This window comes from Bacillus cereus group sp. RP32, assembly GCF_040459735.1.
GTDB lineage: Bacteria > Bacillota > Bacilli > Bacillales > Bacillaceae_G > Bacillus_A > Bacillus_A wiedmannii.
In genome coordinates this window covers 1067003-1089244 of the sequence record NZ_JARVHO010000001.1, presented here as the reverse complement: position 1 = coordinate 1089244, position 22242 = coordinate 1067003, and the positions used below count along the sequence as shown (strand labels likewise).

Below are 22242 nucleotides of genomic sequence, written 5' to 3'. Positions count from 1 at the left end.
ACTAGAGATATCTCTAGTCTTCTACTTCGTCTCACGATGTATCGTTACTCGCTTTAATCGTGGACAATATTTTTTTAGTTCGATGCGCTCTGGATTGTTTCGTTTATTCTTTTTAGAAATATAATTACGATCACCGCACTCTGTACAAGCCAATGTAATATTTACACGCATATGTAATTCCCCTTTCTTTCAAAGATCGCAAACTAAAACGTAATGATTACGATTTGTATGTTATATAAGTTTATTCTATTTGTCAATTACAAAAAAAAGACAAAAATCTGAAACAATTAGTTCATACGAAATTCACACGAATCTATTACTATAGGAATTGTACATAGTGAACTTATTAACAATCACGTTTATTTATATAAAATTTTAATCGAAAGGAGCTGAAAGTATGAAAACTAAATATCGTTTTATGATCTCATCATTTGCTGCTTGCGCCTACATGATTTGGTGTTTAGTATAATAACAACCTCACTTGTAAATAGGAAAAGGTGTGTATATAAATGGAATATAATCAATCAACAGTTAACTACTGGAAAGCTTTTGTACTACCGTATACATTTGCTTTAGAAGAGTTAAAAACTAAATTTGAAATTATGAACCGGGAAGCTCAATTTTTAGAGGATTACAACCCGTTTGAACATATAAAAACAAGATTAAAACAACCTGAAAGTATTATTAAAAAGCTTGAACGTAAAAATTTATTACCGACAGTTGAAAATGCCCAAACGCATTTACAAGACATCATCGGCATTCGTATTACATGTTGCTTCGTAGAAGATATCTATCATTTGAAAGAAGTCATTCAAAAGCGTGAAGATATGGAAATCATAGAGGTAAAAGATTATATCGCCAATCCAAAGGGAAATGGCTATAAAAGTTTACACATGATTATTAAATATCCTTTATCACTGAATTCTGGTACAAAAGAAGTCTTTGCAGAAATTCAGTTACGTACGCTCGCAATGGACTTCTGGGCAAGTTTAGAACATAAACTTTACTATAAGTATGAAGGGAAAATACCTGAGTATTTAAAAGATGAACTTCATGATGCGGCAATGAAGGCTGAAGATCTTGATAATAAAATGGCAACCATTCGCCAAGATATTGATGATATCGAAGCATGTTCAAATCAAATTATGTTACCACTATAAAAAAAGGTTCTCGCCAATGAGAACCTTTTTTATTTCGCTATTTACAAGCAGTAAAACTTCCTAATTAAAGTTTCAATTTATTTCTTCCCTATCGTGCGAACTTCTTCAATTTTCCAGCCACCCTCTTCTTTTCCAAGCGCATACTGTACTTTCTTCTGAAGAGTGACCTCTCCATCTATTTCCTTTTCCTTTGTTTCAACAACAACATACCCTGCTTTACTAGCTTTCATATCTATATGTTCCAATTCAATTTTCTTATTTCCTTTTTGAAAAGCTGCTTCTTTTTGTGTTTTTAAATCCTCAGCACTAGGCATCTTTTTTGAAAATAACTCCATATGTTCAGCAAGATTTTTTTCATTTGTCGTCAGTACAAATTTCTCCATAACATCTTGAATCAATTTTTCTTCTTCTTTCGTTATTTGTACCTTTTCCTCAGTTTTTGTAGTAGTAGATTTTTGTTCTATATGACCCTCCTTGGATTGACATCCAACTAGCAATAATACACCTATTAGAAGGAATCCTATTCCCATGAAAAAAGCCCTCATCTTCCCATCTCCTAAAAAGAAAAGTGAGGCATTTCGCCTCACTCTCATTTATAATTAGCGTCTTCCTTTATTCGGATCGCCACCGCCAACAATATCAAAGACACGTTTAGCGATATTTGTATTCTCTTGAACGCCAGAGAACAAGTATTTACCTGGGCCAAATGCATATACGTTTACATCTTCCCCTGTATGTCCACCTGTTGTCCAGCCTGTAACTGAACGCTTATTGAAAATATCCTCAATCGCGTTATCAATCTTTGTTACATCTTTTGAAGGAGCAATATCATTTACCGCTTTAATTTCTTCTGGTGTTAATTGTAAATCAATATATTTTTTCAATGTTTCTTCTACATTCGCACCTTTTGCAATTTCATTTGCCATGAAGTCTGGTGTGCGTTTTGCAGCTTTAATTGGGTCTACTTTAAAGTTATATTCACCATTCGCACCTAAAGATAATCCACCAGTAGCATGGTCTGCCGTTGCAACGACTAACGTATTTTTATCTTTTTTCGCAAACTCAATCGCTGCTTTAAATGCTCTTTCAAAGTCTTCCATTTCACTCATTGCACCAACGATATCATTATCATGTCCAGCCCAGTCGATTTGACTTCCTTCAACCATTAAGAAGAAACCTTTTTTATTTTTGTTCAAACGCTCAATTGCTGCATTTGTCATTTCTTCTAATGAAGGTGTCTTCTCATTACGGTCAATCATTTTATCTAAACCGCCTGGTGCAAATAAACCAAGAATTTGATCATTTTTATCATTTAACAATTGATTGCGATCCGTTACATAGCTATAACCAGATTTCTTAAACTCTTCTGTAAGATTACGATCTGTTCTAACAAAGTTTTTTACGCCGCCGCCAAGCATAACATCTACTTTATGCTTCCCTTTAACTTTCTCATCAAAATAATCATTTGCAATTGCATCCATATTTTTACGACTAATGTCATGCGCACCGAAAGCAGCTGGTGTTGCATGTGTAATCTCAGAAGTAGCAACGAGTCCCGTTGATTTTCCTTTTTCCTTCGCTTGTTCAAGAACAGTTTTCACTTCTGCTTTATCATTATCAACTGCAATTGCCGCATTATATGTTTTAATTCCTGCTGACATAGCTGTTGCTGCTGATGCAGAGTCTGTGATATTTTCATGTTCATCTTCCGGATATGTTTTTTGTGTTCCTACAAGATGTTTATCAAACTCTGTAGATTCCATCTCGAATGTTTTCGGATTATCTTTCATATAACGATGAGCCGTCATGTATGAAGGACCCATACCATCCCCAATTAACACAATAACATTTTTAATCTTTGCATTGCTTCCGCTCTCATCTGCATTTACTTCACTAGAACGTGTAAAATTCCATGTTGCCACCGAAGTAATTGCTAACGACGCCACAACTGCAAATGGCCATGCTTTTTTCACAAACTTTTTCACTGTCTTGTCCCCCTAATTAGGTTATTCATTTCCCACTATCAAATTTAATAGAAGACTATTAAGAGAAAATTAGTTATATGTAAATTTTTTGTTAACTTATGTAAATATCAGTTATAATTTGTATAAGTTTGTCTGTTCGTATCAGCCTTCTTTCCCTTTACAATTAAAATATAAACAAGTTGGATTTCATTTAACGTAAATCTCTTATTTAACATTTTCAATCTACTTTTATGAAAATTAATAGAAATGTGGGGAGTATTTATGAAAACAATAAAGCTAGATGAATCTTTTATTTTTGATTTACTCGACCTTTGTAAAGCTATTGGATGGTTACAAGATAAAGCATTTATGAAAAAACAATTCGAAATGTATCTTTCTCTTGGCACACTTATCGGTTATATGCATGAAAATAAACTGATTGCAGCTGGAGGAGTATTTCCTTTTAAAGATAGTTTTTCTACTATTGGCATGTTAATCGTCCATCCTAATTTTCAAGGCCAGGGCATCGGGCGTATTTTGCTTAATCGTTGCTTAGAACAAACCCATCCAAAACAACCAATTGCACTTATTGCAACAAAAGCTGGCGAGCCTCTTTATACATCATGCGGATTTCAAACAGTAACGACGATTCATCGTTTTGAGAAACAAACTACTAAAACACATATTACTCATACGCAACAAGTGAAAGAACAAGATCTTGTATCACTTATTTCTCTCGATCAAATTACAACTGGTACTAATCGTTCTTTCCTTTATTCATTGCTATTACCAAGAATGAGCCACTCTTTTAAAATTGAGAGAAATAACTATATAGAAGCTTTTTCCTTATGTATACAAAAAGGTAATATATTATGCGTCAATCCGCTTATCGCAAAGCAAGAGACGGATGCTATACAATTATTCAAAGAGATATCCGAATGTTGGAGTGGCACAGTAAGGATTGATGTCCCATATTCACAATTTTCATTCCGTAAATTTCTTCAAACAGAAAATTTCCAAGAAACGCTCCTTTCACCTCTTATGATAAAAAATGGTAGCCAACTTCCTGGAAATCGTAATATGCTATTTGCTATGATAGATACAGCGTTATGTTAGAAAGGGGACACCTAATTGAAGCGATTTAGCTATTTTATGGTAGGTTGTCTTACTCTTACACTATTAGTAGGATGTAGTGCAGCAGAAAAGCCAGTAGAACAAGTAAAACAAGTGAAAAATACACTTACAGCAAAACTAGCTACCGAGGAAAAGATGGTAGAAATAGATGGTCAAACCATTTACTTTAAACAGATTGGTAACGAAAAGCCACCTTTACTTATGATTCATGGATTTGGAGGATCTTCAGATGGTTTTCAAAAGATTTATTCAGACTTAGCGAAAGATCATACAATTATTTCTGTAGATGCTTTAGGCTTCGGGCGCTCATCTAAGCCGATGGATTTTTATTATTCTTTCCCAATCCATGCAAATTTGTATTATAAATTAATGAAAAAACTAGGTTATGATTCGTTTGCAATACTGGGACACTCAATGGGTGGAGAAATTTCCCTTAATTTAACGTATTTATATCCCGAAGCCGTTACTCACCTTATTTTAACTGATGCTACAGGCGGTCCGCATACACTCGTTAATAAACAAGGTTCACCAAAACCGCAATTGTCGACCGCTTTAAATACCGTCTCTGCTATTGCAGATTACGATGAAAGCAAAGTGAAATTTAAACGTAATGATGAAGAGCATTACAATAAAATGAAATTATGGCCTAGACGTCTTCAAATCAATGCAAATGAATTGAATCAACCAACCTTAATTATATGGGGAAGAAATGATAGTAGCGTTTCTTGGAAAGAAGGAGAAACATATCATCAATTCTTAAAAAATAGTACTTTCCATATTATCGAAAAAGGTTATCATGCACCATTTCGTCAAGAGCCACAAGAATTTGTAGGTTATGTAAAAGAATTCTTTAAGAACAATCCAATCAAAGTTGAAAAATAACATAAGCGGGTATCTCATTTTGAGATACCCGCTTTCATATATTAAGCAGCTTGCTTTTGGCGTTTTTGAGTTTTTGATCCTAATACTTTCGGAATAACGAAACCATCTATTCCAAATTTACCAGCATTCATGCCAGAGACTAGAACGAACATTGATAGAATAACCATTTCAGGGTTTACACCGATTGACCCACTAAGCATATAGGAAAAGTTCATTACAAGGCCAAAAAAGACCGCTGTTTTTGTTAAACAGCCTACAATTAAACCAATTCCGACTAAAATTTCTCCCCATGTTACAAGTGTATTAAATAGATCAACGTTTGGAATTGCGAAATCTTGTAAAAATGATGCCCACCAAGATTGAACAGCCGGTTGTGCCCCTTTAGATTTTTCAATTGCACCTTGTAAATAACCAGTTGCATCGAATCCTTTTCCTTGTAGTTTACCGATTCCAGCCATTAACCATGTGTAACCAAGATACACGCGGATTACCGCTAACACAAAAGAAACTGCTTTGTTTTCTCTTAAAAATTGAATAACCATATCTTCCTCCTAAAGTTGTAATTAAGTTAGTTACAGTTAATATAATAACATTAGTTACTTATTTTACAAATGTTAATTATGAATAATTCGTGACATGTGTATGAAACATTAAAAACTAACGTTTATATAGTAACTTCTATTACCTGTAAAAACTTGAACATATCATACCATAAGTGATAATGGTTTTCATTGAAGAAAATGTAAAAAAAATGTGAGTTAAATGTGAAACACGTTTATTCGAATATAGAATAAACGTGTTTTTTCTATTTATAGAATTGAAATGTATGTGTCTCCTCATCGATTAATTTCGCCTCTTGAAAAGCATCTTCTAACGTTTTTTCATAGCTAATAAGCCCATAAAATAAGCGTATTGTAAACATAAGTGCTGCATTCCCATCTACATAATCTATCGATCCAATATACGATTTCGCCCCACTACGTAAAAAAGATTCTGCTAGTTTTTGCTCCCCTAACGTACACCCGCTATTTACAATATGTGTATTATGCAATTTTGCATATTTATAAATTTCTTCTGCACCAAAGTATCCTCTCGGTTCATCTTGTTCATATATATCTTCACCTAACTCTTCCATGACAAACTTTCCTTCCTCACCATGAAAGCAAAAATAATATAATTGATATCATTAAATAAATTCTTACTGGAAATAACTTCTATAAAATCTTTCGGTCTACCAATCCAATATGTTATAACTCTTGCTCCAAAATATTCAAGAGAGGCTCGGATTGATTGCGCCTCTAAATCAGAATTAAAACCAACTACTAATGCAACATTCAATATACACCCTCCATCCTATCATTAGATCTCATCAATCAAACTTTTAAGGGATAGATTCATTTCATATATACCCGTTTCCTGCAAAAAATCAGATCTAGTTAACACGACTTTCTGTAAATATTGCCTATATGCTGTAATCGTCCCGTCGTGAGATACAATACAAATTCTTTCCGCACCTAGCTCATAACACCAAAGAAGAAATTCATCTACTATTTGCTGAAAGCTATGTTCTGAAATAGTATTTATACCTTCCGTCCATAACTGCTGATTTGTGTTTTTCTCTATCGAAAAATGTGGAAATAAATTTGTTATTATTCCCTGATCTACTATGTGATCACATGGTAATGTTTTCGCTCCTTCTCGATAAGGAAAAATACGCGGGGATACATATGGATGGACGATTTTTTGACAAGCTACCTTCTCACTCCATATTGTCGCCGTTTGTAAAGTTCTACGTGTAGGACTAACAATTAATATATCCGTTTCTTGCAATGGCACATTGCATTGAAGTAATTTAGCCTGATTCCTTCCCTCATCCGTTAATGGTGGATGCAACACTTGTAAACTTGACGGCAAGTCCTTTGTATGTTCTCCTTCACCGTGCCGAACAAAGACGAGTTTCATACCCACCCTCCTCTCTCTATGAAATCCTTCAACATAATTTCTTCCCTATCTCATCCATTATTCCTGCTATATAAAAAACCGATATGTAAAAAAGATTTGACATAAACAATTAGTAAATATTACAATTATTTATGTAAAATACTTTTTACAAGAGAGAGGGGAATCACAAATATGAAATGGATAACCATCTTAATCGGAATGATCATATGGGTATATATAAACGGATTTTTTAGTAGTGATAAAACTGCTAATCCTTGGATTACAGATGATGAACGGGAAACAAAAATTAAGCAGAAAGCCATTATTGCAAGCTGGTCTGGTGTTTTTATGTTTTGTATCATTAACCTCTTAAACAAATGGTTAGGTGTAGAAACGAGCAATGCGTCACCTTACTTACCACCTTCTGTCGCAACTATTTTAAAAGAAAATGTAGAGCTACAAATTTTATTTATGCTATTTATTACGTATGGCATATTTTACGTATACTATCGAAGAAAATTAAGTGCTTAACTTTTATCTCATGATTATCCTCCTAAATGGTTATAGTAATTAGGACGAAATGAAAGGAGCGATATAAAAATGAGTAACTCGAATGATTTTTTAGATACACTGCATGAAAAACAAGCAAAAGATGAACAAAATAGAAAGCGCCAAGGGAACGGAAACCCAGCGAAAAAAAAGCCAAATAAAACGCATAAATAACAATAAAAACCTGCCTAAAATTATCTTTTAGGCAGGTTTTTATTCTTCTTTTACCGAAATGACATTTTCCCAATTCCATTTCTCATAATACCACTCTGGTACATCTATATTTTCAATCCACTTCTTTTCTTGCTTTCCATCACTATTGGCAAGCCATACATTGGCTTTCTTACGGTCTGAACGTATCCATATTAAGTGATTGCTCTTCTTTATAAAGATTGGATGATAATCACCTTGCTTATGAGGTGGCTTTGTAATTTGATATTGTTTATCGCTTGTACTATCGATTTCGTATAAAGATGGCAGTGGTCTTTTTTCCGGCGGAGTTTCTATTCCTGCCTCTTTTGTCCTCGAAACGATAATTACTTTGTCGTTCTTCCATGCAAAATCCCAATCGACATATCCTTTCGGCGTAAAAGTGTTCTGCTGAAGTGCCGGCAATTCTTTTACTTTTAAATGTTTATTCTCTAACGCAACTCTTCCACTTCCTTCAATATAAGCTAAAATATTGTTGGATGGCGCCCATTTGAACCATTGTGTGTTTAATAACATTTGATCTATCTTTTCAAACCGGCTGCCATCTGCTCGAACTAAGCAAAGCGTATTACTATCAGCTGACCATGAAGCTGTCGGTACCGCTAAAAATGAAATCCACTTTCGATCTGATGACCACTCAAATCCACTTGCAACTAGCGCTAGAAAATCATCATGCTCATTTGGCAATGCATACAAATGCTTCATTTTGTGAGGATTCATATGTGCATCTTTTTGCACTTCATATAGCTGGGCTCCTGTCCATCCTGTTGGAAGTAAGTGTGCTTCAGATGATATAAGAAAGTTCTTTCCATCAGGGTACCATGCATAATCACCTACACCAGCTGATACATTTTCAAAATCAGCATTCTTTTTTTGAACGTCAAACGTATTTAACGTATTCGCAAATACAAATGCAATTGTATTCTCTGTCGGTGACCATTGATAATTTGATACTTCAGATTGAAATGGGCTAACTTTCTTTCCATCTTCCAGTCGGTACAATTCCAATGTGTTTTGCTTCTTTCCTTTCGCATAGGCAATCCACTCTCCATCATGAGACCACTTCGGCCCTGTTATGTACTCACCTTTTGTTATTTGTTTTTCTTTTTCATCAATTTTAATCCAAAGGTCATGATGACGAATAAAAGCAACTTTCGTCCCATTATGTTCCGCACTAGCACTAAAAATTGAAGATAAAAAAATGAATAAAGCTACACTACTACTCACGATAATTTTTTTCATACGTTCCTCCATTTTTTATAGCATTCCTCATATTCCGCTTACTATATGCGAGTTTTGCTCCAGATTAATTGCATAAATGTTGTGGATTTATATGCAATAAAGATTTGCTTTTCTCGCTGAATATTAGCCATTCGACATAATATCAAAAAATTTACCAAGAAATTTTTAATTCAAAGAGGATTGGTATGAATTATGTCGAAAGTATATTTTAGCCAACATTCGATTTTATATTTCATAATAAAAATGCAAGATAACTTTTCGGAATATTGGCACTTTTTTGTTAGAGGGAGTTTCAATGAAAAAAACTGCATCTACACTATTAAGTATGGCGCTCGTCTTTTCTAGTTTCGGAGCTTTAAGCGCACATGCTGAATCGCTGCAAAAGGAGAAGCAATTTAGCCCACAGTTAAAAGCAAATATTGAACAATGGGGAGAAAACAAAATTGCGCAAAATGTTGAAACAAAAACAGCAAAAGAAATTTCAGTCATTGTAGAGTTGCAACATGCTCCGCTCGCTTCACAAAGTAACATTCAGCATGCTCCAGATTTAAAAAATGGCAATGCGCAATCATACCATGCACAACTAAAAAAGGCACAAGAGGATACAACAAAGAAAATTAAAGAAAAAGCACCGAAAGCAAAAATAAAAGAAACGTATAGTACGTTATTTTCTGGATTCTCTATTTCTATCCCAGGAGATCAAGTTGCTGCTTTAGCTTCTTTACCTGAAGTAAAGGCAATTTATCCGAACTTAACATATAAATTACATGAAACAGCAAAAAGTGCTACTAACGAAGAAGCGCCAAATGTCGGCGGGCCGACAATCGGTGCTCCTGAAGCATGGAAACTAAAAGATCCATCTGGCAAACCGCTTGATGGAAAAGGAATGAAAGTCGCTGTTATCGATTCAGGTGTAGACTATACACATCCTGACTTACAAGCAAATTATATCGGCGGCTACGATACAGTCGATGAAGATAATGATCCGATGGATGGAAATGTCCACGGTACCCATGTTGCAGGGATTATTGCTGGTAACGGAAAGATAAAAGGGGTTGCTCCGAACGCTTCTATACTCGCTTACCGTGTTATGAATGATGGTGGCACTGGTACGACCGATGATATTATTCAAGGTATTGAGCGCGCTATTCAAGATGGTGCAGATGTTTTAAATCTATCTCTCGGTCAAGATTTGAATGTCCCTGATCAACCTGTAACAATGACGTTAGAACGCGCAGCAAAACTTGGTGTTACTGCAGTCGTTTCAAATGGAAACGATGGACCAAAGCCTTGGTCTGTTGATGCTCCTGGTAATGCAAGTAGTGTCATCTCTGTTGGTGCATCTACTGTTTCTATTCCATTCCCGACATTCCAAGTAGCTGGTTCTAATAAATCTTACCAAGGATTACCGTTATCAAAAGCAGATTTCCAAGTAGGAAACGATGCTCAGCTTGTCTATGTTGGCTACGGTAATTCAAGTGATTACGCTAAACAAGATGTGAAAGGGAAGTTCGCCCTTGTTTTACAAGGAACTTCAAGCACGTTAGTAAAGGCAGAACAAGCGAAACAAGCTGGAGCTATCGGGGTGCTACTAATTTCTAATGAAAAAGAAATTAATATTATGCCTGAATATTTTGGCCGTGAAGAGATAGCTCTTCCAGTTATGCAACTATCAAATACAAATGGTGAAGAGTTGAAAAATTTAATTACAAAAAGAAAGAAAAATATAAAAATTGGACAACCGAACAAAACAGAACTTATTGGTAACTTTAGTTCCAGAGGACCATCACAAGGAAGTTGGCTCATAAAACCTGATGTTGTTGCACCTGGCGTACAAATTACTAGTACGGTACCAAGGGGTGGCTATGAATCTCACAACGGAACAAGTATGGCTGCGCCACAAGTAGCAGGAGCCGTTGCCTTACTACGTCAAATGCATCCTGATTGGACGACAGAACAATTGAAATCTGCTCTTGCCAACACTGCAAAAACATTAAAAGATGTCAATGAAAATACATATCCTGTAATGGCACAAGGTTCAGGTTTAATTAACATTCCAAAAGCAGCTCAAACAGATGCATTAGTGAAACCGAACAATGTAAGTTTCGGTCTTATTAAGCCAAATAGCGGCAAAGTGAAACTAACACAAAATATTACGTTACAAAATCTTTCTAACAAAAAGAAAAACTTTTCAACTCGTATTGAATTACTAGATACAAAAACAAAAATCCAGACTTCTTTCCCTTCTTCGATTAGTTTGAAACCAAATAGTAACATCGAAAAGCCTTTTACTATTACTGTAGATAGCTCCTTACCACAAGGCGTATATACAGGAAATCTGTATGTAAAAGACCAAGGAACAAAAGAAGAAATGCGTATTCCATTTACATTTAGCATCGATCCGAAAGAATACAAGCGTATTGATGGCGTTGAAATCGTTAATTCTACTTTCAGCCCAAATAATGACAAAATATTAGATGACAACCTAATCAATTACTATTTAGTTACACCAGTTGAAGACATAGCCTTTCATGCTAATTTAATTACGAAAGACCGCGTGACATATCAAGGCATGGTATATCAAGGTAAAAACGAAACACCTGGTTATAAATCTTTCAAATGGAATGGTACAAGAACGGACGGATCTCCGTTGCCTGATGGCTTATACCAAATCGAAGCTGTCGCTTCTACCTTTGGTGGAGAAACAAAACAAACAGGAGCTGTATTTATCGACCGAACAGCCCCTAAGTTAACACACGAAATTGATCAAGAAAATCTTGTTATTAGAGGGAAAGTTGACGATATCCTACTAGATTGGATGACAGAATCTGGTTGGGTTGCACCTGGTATTCCAGTAAGAATGCAATATGAAATTAATGGAAATGGTATGTGGGAAAGTGCGTTTCTGAATCCTTGGGAGAAAAGTTATGATATTTATTTCGATCGTAACCAATTACAACAAGGAAAAAATACTATTCATATTGTAGCAACTGATGCAGCTGGAAATACATCTAATTTAAATGTTGACTTAGAAGTGAAATAAAGTAAAACTTTAATCAGCCCTCACCAATCGGACGTTTACGGACAGTAAAGCTTCCATCTAACTTCTTTGCTCCGGCCGAATTTTGAGGTAGGAGTTTTACTGCCCACAAATAGCGGGATAAAATTATTGTTGACAATCTTTTAAAAATAGTTTTATAATACGAAACATAGTTTAGTTGAACGAATTATATATCGGCTTTGAAGGAATACTAGTAGCGACTTATATCCCTGTCTCAGAGAACTGATGGTTGGTGCGAATCAGTACATATACAAGCGTGAATTACAATTCTGGAGCTTCTTTCCCGTAGTGCACATAATGCATGAAGAGAAAGACGGATCTTTCCGTTATCTTAAAGTGAGTGGTAAACAATTTTTCTGTTTACAATTAGGGTGGTACCGCGATTTTTATCGTCCCTATCGGATTTTCCGATAGGGACTTTTTTGCGTCCGTCCCTTTGCACAATTTCATATATACGCGTTGAAAGAATCGCAGTAATATCTTATATCCCTGTTACAGAGAGCTAATGGTCGGTGGAAATTAGCACATATATAAGTATGAATTACAATTCTGGAGCTTCTTTTTCGTAGTGCTTGTACGCATGAAGGAAAAGACGGAGTTTTTCCGTTATCATTAGTTGAGATGTAAGTATGTTTTCACTTACAAATAGGGTGGTACCGCGATTCTTTCGCCCCTATCGGATTTTCCGATAGGGGCTTTTTCTATTTCTCACAGAAACAAATGTTAAATAATTCCGAATCTTATGATAAAATTTTATAAGCGCTTACAATTTTGAAAGGTGGTGGTTCCAGCTATACCCAACCAATATTCAATTTTATAGAAAACAAGGAGGATGTCTAAATGACAAAGAAAACAGAAATTCCATCGCATTTAAAACCATTCGTATCCACGCAGCATTATGATCAATATACACCGGTGAATCACGCTGTTTGGCGTTACATTATGAGACAAAATCATAGTTTCTTAAAAGACGTTGCTCATCCAGCCTATGTGAACGGACTACAATCATCTGGTATAAATATAGATGCAATTCCAAAGGTAGAAGAAATGAATGACTGTTTAGCACCAAGCGGATGGGGAGCTGTAACAATTGATGGACTTATTCCCGGCGTAGCATTCTTTGATTTCCAAGGACACGGATTACTACCAATCGCAACAGATATTCGCAAAGTAGAAAATATCGAGTATACACCAGCTCCAGATATCGTACACGAAGCAGCAGGACACGCACCTATTTTACTGGATCCTACATATGCGAAGTATGTGAAACGCTTTGGACAAATTGGTGCGAAAGCTTTCTCCACAAAAGAAGAACATGATGCTTTTGAAGCTGTTCGTACATTAACAATCGTAAAAGAAAGCCCTACTTCTACTCCTGACGAAGTTGCCGCTGCTGAAAATACTGTAATTGAAAAACAAAAATTAGTTTCTGGTTTATCAGAAGCTGAACAAATTTCACGTCTTTTCTGGTGGACAGTAGAATATGGGTTAATCGGAAATATAGATGCTCCAAAAATATATGGTGCTGGTCTCCTTTCTTCTGTTGGCGAAAGCAAACATTGCTTAACGGACGCTGTAGAAAAGGTTCCATTCTCTATCGAGGCATGTACAGGTACAACTTATGACGTAACAAAAATGCAACCACAACTATTTGTTTGTGAATCATTTGAAGAGCTGACTGAAGCACTTGAGACATTTGCTGAAACGATGGCCTTTAAAACAGGTGGAAAGGAAGGTTTAGAAAAAGCGATTCGCTCTGAAAACTATGCGACTGCTGAACTAACTAGTGGATTACAGATTACAGGTACATTCAGCGAGATAATTGAAAACGATGCAGGTAAAGTGATTTACATGCGAACAAATTCACCAACTGCATTAGCAATTCATAATAAACAACTAGCGAATCATTCTACATCTATACACAGTGACGGCTTTGGAACACCAATTGGATTACTCACTGAAAATATTGCATTAGAAAATTGTACAGATGAACAACTACAATCATTAGGAATTACAATTGGAAATATTGCTGAGTTTACTTTTGCAAGTGGTATTCATGTAAAAGGAAAAGTAACAGATATTATAAAAAACGATAAGAAAATTGCTCTTATTTCCTTTATCGATTGCACAGTTACTTATAACGCCCGCGTATTATTTGATGCTTCATGGGGCGCATTTGATATGGCTGTTGGCTCACAAATCATTTCAGTATTCCCAGGAGCAGCAGATGCAGCATCATTTTTCCCAATTGATGAAGAAACAGAGGAAACTCCAGCACCTCTTGCATTAACTGAGCTGGATCGTATGTATCAAACAGTTCGTGATATTCGAGGTGGAGGTATTTTACACGACGCACATGTCGATCAATTAGTAGCAATTCAAGAGGTATTAAATAAATTTTATCCGAAAGAATGGCTGCTTCGCCTTGAAATATTAGAATTACTTTTAGAGCATAACAAAGGACACGAAACATCAGCAGCATTATTACAACAACTTTCTACTTTCACAACTGACGAAGCTGTAACACGCCTTATTAACAATGGTCTTGCACTACTGCATGTAAAGGATGTGAAAAATGATGCTACGATTAACTGAAGAAGAAGTTCAAGGGGAATTATTAAAGGTGGATAAATGGATGATAAAAGATGAAAAATGGATTGAACGAAAATATATGTTTTCCGACTACTTAAAAGGAGTCGAATTTGTCTCCGAAGCCGCCAAACTATCAGAAGAACGTAATCACCATCCATTTATCCTTATCCAGTATAAAGCAGTCATTATTACTTTGTCATCTTGGAATGCAAAAGGTTTAACGAAACTAGATTTTGAGCTTGCAAAGCAGTTTGATGAACTATTTTTACAAAACGAAAAAGCAATTATAAGAAAGTAAAAAAAAGAGAAGCCTTTTTAGGCTTCTCCTTTAATTTTGAAATGGATACAATGTCCAAATGGATCCTGGGCTTGTAATATTCCATCTTTGTACGTAGCAATCTTGCCAATATTTTTTAAGCTTTCACATACTTGCTCTTTTTGTTTTTCATCTGCTAGTACAATTGTGAAATATTTCAAGCCAACAGAATTTGGCATTTGCGGCGGTATTCCTTCACCTTGCCACGTATTTAAACCGATATGGTGATGATAGCCACCTGCCGATACGAACAACGCGCCATTACGAGCTGGGATTGTTACTTCAAAACCAAGACCATCCACATAGAAACGTTTCGCTTCTTCCAAATCAGCTACATGGAAATGAATATGCCCCATCACAGTACCAGCTGGAAAACCATTCCACGCAATTCCTTGCTGCAATAATTCTTCACCAGCTAACGGGTTACTAACAAATGGTAGTTCTCCATTCTCATCACGCCAAACTTCTTTTTGGCGATCATGATAAATTTCAATCCCGTTTCCATCTGGATCAGCTAAATAAAGGGCCTCACTAAAGTAATGGTCGGCTCCGCCGTGCAGTGGATATACCATTTCTACAAGATGACGAAGAATATTCGCTAAATCCTGTCTACTTGGTAGTAAAATTGCGTAATGATATAACCCCGTTCTCCCTCTTTGCTTTGGTAAAGCTTCTTTCTTTTCTTCAATGATAAGGAGTGGTTCGTTATTTTCATTCCCAAATGTAACGACCATTTCATCTTCTTTTAGTACTTTCATACTTAGTACTTCTGTATAAAACTCTAGTGATTTCTTTATATTTGATACATATAAATGAACAACATCAAGTGTTGTATCGGGATGAAGTTGAAAACTCATCTTGTTAGCCCCCCATTTAATTTAGTTCTTCTTTGACATTTTCTCTTTTAAGAAATTATCTACAAAACCGTCTGCTTTCGCAACAAATAAGTACGCACCCATTGCTAACAATGCAAGTTCTAATTCGAAGCCAGGATTTTTTCCATCTCCTAATAAACCAGCTGACCATTTTACTTTTACAATTGCTCCAACCATTACAAGTGCAAATAATAATCCAATATATCTTACACCTAAACCTAGAATTAACAATATACCACCAACTACTTCCGCTGTTGCTACACCGTATGCAAGACCTCCTGGTAAACCAATGCTTGTAAACCACCCTGCAATATTGTCAATCCCCGATTGGAATTTTGTTAAACCGTGCATAAAGAATGTTACCCCTAACACGATACGAATAATTAAGTTACCGATATGTTGATTCATTTCATTCTCTCCTTTATAGTTTTCTTATACAAAACTTTTATTCACATTACAAAACATACACTAATTTTTTTTATTCGTCAATTCATTTTCACTGGGAAAAAATATATTTTTTTTGCTATGATACAAATAGTTGTTTACAAAAAGGAGCTTGATTTTATGAATATTGGTTCTGCAATACGTGAAATTCGTCAACGTAGAGGCATAACAATCGCACAAATTTGTGAGGGAACAGGTCTTTCTAAAGGATTTATGAGTCAGGTTGAAAATAATAAAACATCACCATCTATCTCAACTTTAGAAACAATCTCCAATTTTTTAAACGTTCCCCTTCCCTATTTATTATTAGAACAAAAAGATCGGTTGAAAGTTGTCAAAAAGGTAGAGCGTAAATACAGTGTATACGGAAAAGATGAACAAAGAATTGAACATGTTGCAGAGCAAGGTGGCCTTCGCCTAAATCTCGTGGAAATTCCTGCTGGGTTTCCGAAAGAAAATATACCAAATGCCCATGAAGGGGAAGAATGTCACCTTGTATTACGCGGAAAACTAGAAGTTCAACATGGAGAAGATATTGCAATTGTAGAAGAAGGTGATTCTTTCTCTTGGAATGCATGTGTTCCTCATATTGTTCGTAATATAGGAGAAGAAACTGCATTATTACTCATCTCTAGTCATGCAGAAAATCGAAAACGTGTTTATTAAATAAAAAAGAAGCCTGTAAATCAGGCTTCTTTTTTATCCCCTTATAACGCCATAACTTGTCCCAACTAGTACAGTCTTTTCATGTTGATTGCGATAAACTGACTCGATTGAAACCTTTTTATATCCTTCCATCTGTTCAATATTTGTTAAAGTTAATTCACAAGTGATCGTATCTCCTGTAAAAACCGGTCTAATAAACTCACTTACTAATTCTCTTGCTATGTAATGTAATTCTTCTCCTACTTTCGTTCCAATACTAGCAGTTAATAAACCATGAACCATTAAACGTCCATTTTCATCATATTCCATATGATGCCTACCTTTATCTCCTGTAATATTTGCAAATTCAAAAACCTCTTCCTCAGTAAATCTTCTTTCGTATTTAAATACATCCCCAACTTTTACATTCATTTTTATCCCCCGTTTAATAAACAGAATTTTCTTTTATTTTATCATAAAATGAGTCTCAGTTCAGTTTATATTATTAAAATAGCGATCCTTTTTTACACTATCTTACTTTTATCGGTGCCCATCTTTTTTTGCTACTTGATACCCGTAGTACGCACATGTTCCATTTCTCGATAACTCTCTCACCTCAAAACCACAACTTCTATAAAAATCAAAATTACTCGCAGATGTATGTGCAAACCAGTCTCCATGTGGCAACTTTTGCAAACAAAGAGCGACAAGTTTCTTACCTAATCCCTTCCCTCTATATTCACATTTCACAACTAAATTTACTATGTTCGCGATCATGATTCCATCAGAAATGACTCTAACCATCGCAATCATCTCTTCTTCATCCCAAATTGTGAATGCCCATGTTGAATTTTCAAATGCTATCGTGAATTTTTCAATTTGCCAAGAAGGGATATTATCATTACTCCAACCAGCATCTTCGAATAAAGTTTTAATTGCATATGCTGGCACACCATTCGTTCCCTCACGAATAATAAGGCCATTATGATAAATATACATGTAATCCCCCCTTTATTTTTATATACCATTCTTCAAAAGATGCAATTTACCTTTTTTCATCCAACGCGTTTAATGGAATAAACGAGAACGTCCATCCCATGAAATGAAGTTGTTTTCTCATAACTAAGCCCTGTTTTTCTAGCAACAAAGATTGAGGCGGGGTGATCCGGATTAATAAGAGAAATTAATTTATTCATTCGTAACGCTTGGAAGCCATAGTCTCGAAATGCTGCCGCTGCTTCTTTCGCATACCCTTTTCCCCAATACTGAGGTGATAACCAATAACCAATTTCAATTTCCTCTTTTCCATCTATCTGCTGCTTTACTAACCCTGCATGACCAATTCGTATTCCCGTTTCCTTTTCAATCAATACAAATAAACCAAGACCGTTTTTATAGCTAGGAATTACCCACTCCTCCAAACTTTTTTTACATTGCATATATGTTTTTAACGTCCCATTTCCAATATAGCGCATTACCTTCTCATTTCCCCATAGCGAAGCATAGAACTGCAAATCATCCATTGTATATTTGCGAATTTGTAAACGATCTGTATGAAACATCTCTGCACTCCTTTCCGCGAATTTGTACTTAACTACACGATCATGTTTTGTATGTATACTAAATGTTACTATCTATTATAAAGTGAAACTTTAATCAGTGGGGGGTTTTGTTCATCCTCACTCATTATTAGCCTTCACCAATCGGATATTTACGGACAGTGGACCTCCCGCCTAACTTTTTTTCTCTAGCTGAATTTTGAGGTGGGAGTTTTACTGCCCACAAATAGTGGGATAAATGAACTAACAACTAAATACGGAATATTCAATCTCTAAAGAATTAAAAAAAGACAGTAGACAAACATTGTCTACTGCATCCATATCATAACTAGCATAAAGAAAACTACAATTGAGGGGGGTGTAGGATTTTCAAATATACTAGATACTTATCCCGTTCTAACGGGCGGTAAACTTTTCAATTATATGAAAGTGAAAAGTTTACCGCACATAAGAACCTTTGCGGTCATTAAGAGAGCACCGTTAAGTACTCAAATACACGCTGTGCTTTTTCTCCACCCATTCGTGCATGTTGAAGAAGGGAAATACCATGTGGACCCGATGCACGCAATGCTTCTGGTTGTGCTACTAAAATAGCTTGTACAACTTCTAATTCTCCAAGCATCGCGGCCGCAAAAATGTCCATTCGAGCACCCTTTTCTAGTAAATAGAGAGCAATATCTTTACGACCTACATGTGCCGCTGCTCCTAACGCACTTTCCCAATCTGATCCGCCCCAATTGTAAGAGGCATGAAGTAAGCTTGGCGATTCAGCCAACAGTTCTTGTACTTTTTCTAAATCTCCGTGAGCTGCCATAACAAATTCTCTTACTAACTCAGTGGTAATACATTCTTCTGTTCGCATCTTGCTCCTCCTTTTTTAGAAATTCGTTTTGGTGTGAAAAATGGCTTGTCACTTCCTTGAAAAATATCTACCTCTATGCCGAACACACGTTGAAACATTTCATGACATAACACTTCTTCTGGTATACCGTCATACTGAAGCTGCCCTCGCTTTAATACGAGTAAACGATCACTATATTGAGCCGCTTGGTTAATATCATGTAAAACCATTACAATTGTCATGCCAAACTCCTCGTTTAACCGTTTCACAAGTTCCATTACTTCCAACTGATGAACGATGTCTAAAAAGGTTGTTGGCTCATCTAATAATAAGACATTTGTACGTTGTGCTAGCGTCATTGCAATCCAGGCACGTTGTCTTTCTCCTCCTGATAAAGATTGTAAAAGACGATATTCATACCCTTCAAGATTTGTAACAGACAATGCCCAATCAACAATTTCTTCATCGTCTTTATTTAAGCCACCTCTCCATGATTTATGAGGTCCCCTTCCAAATTCGATTAATTCTTTCACTGTTAAATCTAATTGATGATCATGCATTTGTGGTAACATCGCTAATTGCTTCGCTACATCGGCACTTTTCATCGTATGAATACTTTTTCCATCTAAAATGATATCCCCTTCGCTTTGTTTAAGTAGTCTTGCCATTAAACGAAGCAAAGTAGATTTCCCTGATCCATTCGGTCCAATTAAACTAACGACCTCTCCAGCTTTAATATGTACATTCATATTTTGCATTTGAAATCTTTCAGAATGTGCGTAAAACACTTTATTAACGGAAATCACGTTGTCTTCCTCCTCTATGAATTAAATATAAGAAGAACGGACCGCCTAAGAAGGATAATAAAATACCAACAGGCAATTCAATTGGATCGAACCAACTTCGAGCTATCGCATCCGCGAAAACAAGTAATATCCCTCCGCCAAGGCATGATAATGGCAGTAAATATTTATAGTCATTTCCAACTAATAAACGTAACATATGTGGTACAACAAGACCGACAAATCCAATAAGACCAGAAACACTAACTGCAATTCCAGCTAATAGTGTACTTACTACTATTAAATAAAACCGGCTTCTCTCCACGTTATGACCTAATAATTTCGCCATTTCATCTCCAAGCATTAATACTCGAATATGCTTTATACCAAAGAAGGCTAATATAATAGCGAATATTGCATAATAAATAATCATGTTTAAATGTGCCCAACTTACACCACCAATGCCACCTGCTAACCAAGGTAACACCGATTGTACTTTGTCACTATGTAATAACATTAACGCTGACGTCGCTGCACCAATTAATGCATTGATTGATACACCTACTAAGACAATCCTTGAAGGCGGCGCCCCTTTTTGCCATGATAAAGCATAAATGACCATCGCCGTTATGAAAGCTCCTATAAACGCTCCGAGCGGTAAAAACGCCATATGCTGAGGGAATAAAATCATAATTACAATTGCTACAAGGCCTGCTCCAGATGAAACCCCGATAATACCAGGGTCTGCAAGAGGATTTCTCATAACCCCTTGCAGCAGTGCACCAGATGCTGCTAAACATGTTCCTACTATAAATCCAACGAGCACTCTCGGTATACGAAGGTCCCATACAATTCGATGAACCGTCGAACCTTCATCTTGTATCCCTGTTAGAATTTCTCGTAAAGAAAAGGATAGGCTTCCTGCGAAAAGACCGTAAAAAAGACCTAGAATCGTTAATACAACTAAAGTAACTGCTATTATCCATCTTTTTTTCGCAAAAGGATGTTCCTTTTCCCTTACTACTTCACTACTTTCCATACGTATCATTTCCTTACATCTTGTATACTTTTATACATAAAGTCCATTGCTTCTGTAACTTTTGTTCCAGGATTTGATCCAAATAAGTCTGGTGGCAAAATAACTACACGATTTTGTTTTACTGCATCCAAATTTTTCCACGCTTCATTTTTCATCATTTCGCCTTCAAATGCTTTTTTAACGCTATTTGGATCTCCATGTGTAATTAAATAAATCACATCTGGATTTGCCTCAATAATACGTTCTATACTTAGCTGCGCATATTGCGGATATTCCTTCATTTCCGGAAAATCAGCTGCAATATTTTTCCCGCCTGTTTTTTCTAAAATATCACCTGATAAAGATGTTGGTAATGCTGCTAAATAAGTACCTGGTGCTCCATACACTAACAATGCTTTCACATCGCTTTTTTTCTCATATGTCTTCATTTGATCATTGATTTTTTGGTTAAGTTCTTTTGCTTTATCTTCTTTCTTCATAATCGTTCCATATAGTTCAATATTCTTTTGAATATCTTGTACAGAATTCGCAGAAGAAATCATTACTTTCGTTCCTTGTCCTTCAACCGTTGGAACATTCTTTTGAAACCCATTGTTAGCAATAAGTACATCCGGTTTTAAACTAGCGATTTGCTCAAAATTCGGTTGATGTGCATTCCCGATTACTTGTACTTTCTTTAAATCCTCTGGAAGAGTTATTTTTGCATCCGGACGACCTACTATTTTTCCCCCTAAAGCATGAATAATATTCATGTCCCCCATACTTAATGTTGCAAAACTCTCTGGCACTTTATCGAATGTTACCTTTCTTCCTGACAGGTCGGTAACTTCGATTTTCTCTTTTCCTTTTTCTGTTTTTGTTGCAGATGCTTTTTCGTCTCCCTTTGCATTGCAACCTATTAACAAGAAAAAAATAGATAAAATCGCTGTGAATAGCGTAATAGATTTTTTCATTCTTTCACCTCTAACTGATAATGATAATCATTAACTACTATTCTACTTTAATT

Annotated in this window: 24 protein-coding genes, 1 pseudogene and 2 other annotated features; of the genes and pseudogenes, 9 read left to right on the top strand and 16 right to left on the bottom strand. The window is 35.8% G+C overall.

Annotation, left to right across the window (positions count from 1 at the left end):
• Window positions 1-21: 21 nt before the first annotated feature.
• Window positions 22-171: a 50S ribosomal protein L33 gene (gene rpmG, locus QCI46_RS05610; RefSeq protein WP_353839770.1), complete on the bottom strand. Its 150-nt coding sequence runs from the start codon at window positions 169-171 to the stop codon at window positions 22-24.
• Between the two features lie 338 nt (window positions 172-509).
• On the opposite strand from rpmG, the gene QCI46_RS05605 reads away from it, so the two are divergent.
• Window positions 510-1160: a GTP pyrophosphokinase gene (locus QCI46_RS05605; protein ID WP_000456215.1), complete on the top strand. Its 651-nt coding sequence runs from the start codon at window positions 510-512 to the stop codon at window positions 1158-1160.
• 77 nt (window positions 1161-1237) lie between these two features.
• On the opposite strand, the gene QCI46_RS05600 is transcribed toward QCI46_RS05605, so the two are convergent.
• Both QCI46_RS05600 and QCI46_RS05595 read right to left on the bottom strand, forming a co-directional pair.
• Window positions 1238-1705, bottom strand: a complete 468-nt coding sequence (locus QCI46_RS05600; RefSeq protein WP_353839769.1) for a hypothetical protein — start codon at window positions 1703-1705, stop codon at window positions 1238-1240.
• Window positions 1706-1759: 54 nt separating this feature from the next.
• The gene (locus QCI46_RS05595; RefSeq protein WP_353839768.1) at window positions 1760-3145 is read right to left on the bottom strand and encodes an alkaline phosphatase; all 1386 of its coding nucleotides are present in this window, start codon (window positions 3143-3145) and stop codon (window positions 1760-1762) included.
• A 261-nt stretch (window positions 3146-3406) separates the two neighbouring features.
• On the opposite strand from QCI46_RS05595, the gene QCI46_RS05590 reads away from it, so the two are divergent.
• Both QCI46_RS05590 and QCI46_RS05585 read left to right on the top strand, forming a co-directional pair.
• Entirely contained in the window at window positions 3407-4240 is an 834-nt protein-coding gene (locus QCI46_RS05590) for a GNAT family N-acetyltransferase (RefSeq protein WP_353839767.1), read from the top strand.
• A 15-nt stretch (window positions 4241-4255) separates the two neighbouring features.
• Window positions 4256-5140: an alpha/beta fold hydrolase gene (locus QCI46_RS05585; RefSeq protein ID WP_353839766.1), complete on the top strand. Its 885-nt coding sequence runs from the start codon at window positions 4256-4258 to the stop codon at window positions 5138-5140.
• A 41-nt stretch (window positions 5141-5181) separates the two neighbouring features.
• Here QCI46_RS05585 and QCI46_RS05580 read toward each other — a convergent pair whose 3' ends face one another.
• The 3 genes and pseudogenes from QCI46_RS05580 to QCI46_RS05570 all read right to left on the bottom strand — a co-directional run bounded on the left by QCI46_RS05580 (window position 5182) and on the right by QCI46_RS05570 (window position 7102).
• The gene (locus QCI46_RS05580; RefSeq protein ID WP_000236605.1) at window positions 5182-5682 is read right to left on the bottom strand and encodes a DoxX family protein; all 501 of its coding nucleotides are present in this window, start codon (window positions 5680-5682) and stop codon (window positions 5182-5184) included.
• Window positions 5683-5945: 263 nt separating this feature from the next.
• Window positions 5946-6481, bottom strand: a pseudogene (locus QCI46_RS05575) (delta-aminolevulinic acid dehydratase).
• Between the two features lie 18 nt (window positions 6482-6499).
• A complete protein-coding gene (locus QCI46_RS05570; protein WP_353839764.1) occupies window positions 6500-7102 on the bottom strand; it encodes a histidine phosphatase family protein in 603 nt (200 codons plus the stop codon).
• Between the two features lie 171 nt (window positions 7103-7273).
• Between QCI46_RS05570 and QCI46_RS05565 the strand changes: the two genes are divergently transcribed.
• Both QCI46_RS05565 and QCI46_RS05560 read left to right on the top strand, forming a co-directional pair.
• Window positions 7274-7612, top strand: coding sequence for a hypothetical protein (locus tag QCI46_RS05565; protein ID WP_000871283.1), 339 nt, complete (start codon window positions 7274-7276; stop codon window positions 7610-7612).
• A 69-nt stretch (window positions 7613-7681) separates the two neighbouring features.
• Complete coding sequence (locus tag QCI46_RS05560) at window positions 7682-7804, top strand: DUF4023 domain-containing protein (protein WP_000071861.1); 123 nt, start codon at window positions 7682-7684, stop codon at window positions 7802-7804.
• Window positions 7805-7843: 39 nt separating this feature from the next.
• On the opposite strand, the gene QCI46_RS05555 is transcribed toward QCI46_RS05560, so the two are convergent.
• Window positions 7844-9082, bottom strand: coding sequence for a TolB family protein (locus QCI46_RS05555; RefSeq protein ID WP_353839763.1), 1239 nt, complete (start codon window positions 9080-9082; stop codon window positions 7844-7846).
• Between the two features lie 295 nt (window positions 9083-9377).
• On the opposite strand from QCI46_RS05555, the gene QCI46_RS05550 reads away from it, so the two are divergent.
• From QCI46_RS05550 to QCI46_RS05540, 3 genes are all read left to right on the top strand, one after another.
• Entirely contained in the window at window positions 9378-12125 is a 2748-nt protein-coding gene (locus QCI46_RS05550) for a S8 family peptidase (RefSeq protein WP_353839762.1), read from the top strand.
• A gap of 188 nt (window positions 12126-12313) precedes the next feature.
• Window positions 12314-12543: a binding site (T-box leader), on the top strand.
• Window positions 12544-12593: 50 nt separating this feature from the next.
• Window positions 12594-12821, top strand: a binding site (T-box leader).
• Window positions 12822-12983: 162 nt separating this feature from the next.
• Window positions 12984-14738: an aromatic amino acid hydroxylase gene (locus QCI46_RS05545; protein WP_353839761.1), complete on the top strand. Its 1755-nt coding sequence runs from the start codon at window positions 12984-12986 to the stop codon at window positions 14736-14738.
• A complete protein-coding gene (locus tag QCI46_RS05540) occupies window positions 14719-15033 on the top strand; it encodes a 4a-hydroxytetrahydrobiopterin dehydratase (RefSeq protein WP_046957588.1) in 315 nt (104 codons plus the stop codon). The genes QCI46_RS05545 and QCI46_RS05540 overlap by 20 nt, the downstream gene beginning before the upstream one ends.
• A gap of 17 nt (window positions 15034-15050) precedes the next feature.
• On the opposite strand, the gene QCI46_RS05535 is transcribed toward QCI46_RS05540, so the two are convergent.
• Together QCI46_RS05535 and QCI46_RS05530 are read right to left on the bottom strand one after the other, a co-directional pair.
• Complete coding sequence (locus QCI46_RS05535) at window positions 15051-15908, bottom strand: VOC family protein (RefSeq protein WP_000009823.1); 858 nt, start codon at window positions 15906-15908, stop codon at window positions 15051-15053.
• 21 nt (window positions 15909-15929) lie between these two features.
• Entirely contained in the window at window positions 15930-16334 is a 405-nt protein-coding gene (locus tag QCI46_RS05530) for a DoxX family protein (RefSeq protein ID WP_001071550.1), read from the bottom strand.
• A 156-nt stretch (window positions 16335-16490) separates the two neighbouring features.
• On the opposite strand from QCI46_RS05530, the gene QCI46_RS05525 reads away from it, so the two are divergent.
• On the top strand, window positions 16491-17036 hold the full coding sequence (locus tag QCI46_RS05525; protein ID WP_001020697.1) for a helix-turn-helix domain-containing protein: 546 nt from the start codon (window positions 16491-16493) through the stop codon (window positions 17034-17036).
• Window positions 17037-17069: 33 nt separating this feature from the next.
• On the opposite strand, the gene QCI46_RS05520 is transcribed toward QCI46_RS05525, so the two are convergent.
• The 7 genes from QCI46_RS05520 to QCI46_RS05490 all read right to left on the bottom strand — a co-directional run bounded on the left by QCI46_RS05520 (window position 17070) and on the right by QCI46_RS05490 (window position 22189).
• Window positions 17070-17447 (bottom strand): hotdog family protein, encoded by a 378-nt coding sequence (locus tag QCI46_RS05520; RefSeq protein ID WP_001101452.1) that lies wholly within the window; start codon window positions 17445-17447, stop codon window positions 17070-17072.
• A 108-nt stretch (window positions 17448-17555) separates the two neighbouring features.
• Window positions 17556-18014, bottom strand: coding sequence for a GNAT family N-acetyltransferase (locus QCI46_RS05515; protein WP_000276112.1), 459 nt, complete (start codon window positions 18012-18014; stop codon window positions 17556-17558).
• 56 nt (window positions 18015-18070) lie between these two features.
• Window positions 18071-18649, bottom strand: a complete 579-nt coding sequence (locus tag QCI46_RS05510; protein ID WP_353841836.1) for a GNAT family N-acetyltransferase — start codon at window positions 18647-18649, stop codon at window positions 18071-18073.
• A 391-nt stretch (window positions 18650-19040) separates the two neighbouring features.
• On the bottom strand, window positions 19041-19436 hold the full coding sequence (locus QCI46_RS05505) for an ankyrin repeat domain-containing protein (protein ID WP_001258431.1): 396 nt from the start codon (window positions 19434-19436) through the stop codon (window positions 19041-19043).
• Window positions 19403-20221, bottom strand: coding sequence for an ABC transporter ATP-binding protein (locus tag QCI46_RS05500; RefSeq protein WP_048562253.1), 819 nt, complete (start codon window positions 20219-20221; stop codon window positions 19403-19405). Before QCI46_RS05500 ends, QCI46_RS05505 begins: the two co-directional genes overlap by 34 nt.
• Window positions 20208-21236 (bottom strand): FecCD family ABC transporter permease, encoded by a 1029-nt coding sequence (locus QCI46_RS05495; protein ID WP_048562428.1) that lies wholly within the window; start codon window positions 21234-21236, stop codon window positions 20208-20210. The genes QCI46_RS05500 and QCI46_RS05495 overlap by 14 nt, the downstream gene beginning before the upstream one ends.
• Window positions 21237-21241: 5 nt before the next feature.
• Complete coding sequence (locus QCI46_RS05490) at window positions 21242-22189, bottom strand: ABC transporter substrate-binding protein (protein ID WP_353839760.1); 948 nt, start codon at window positions 22187-22189, stop codon at window positions 21242-21244.
• Between the last annotated feature and the right edge of the window lie 53 nt (window positions 22190-22242).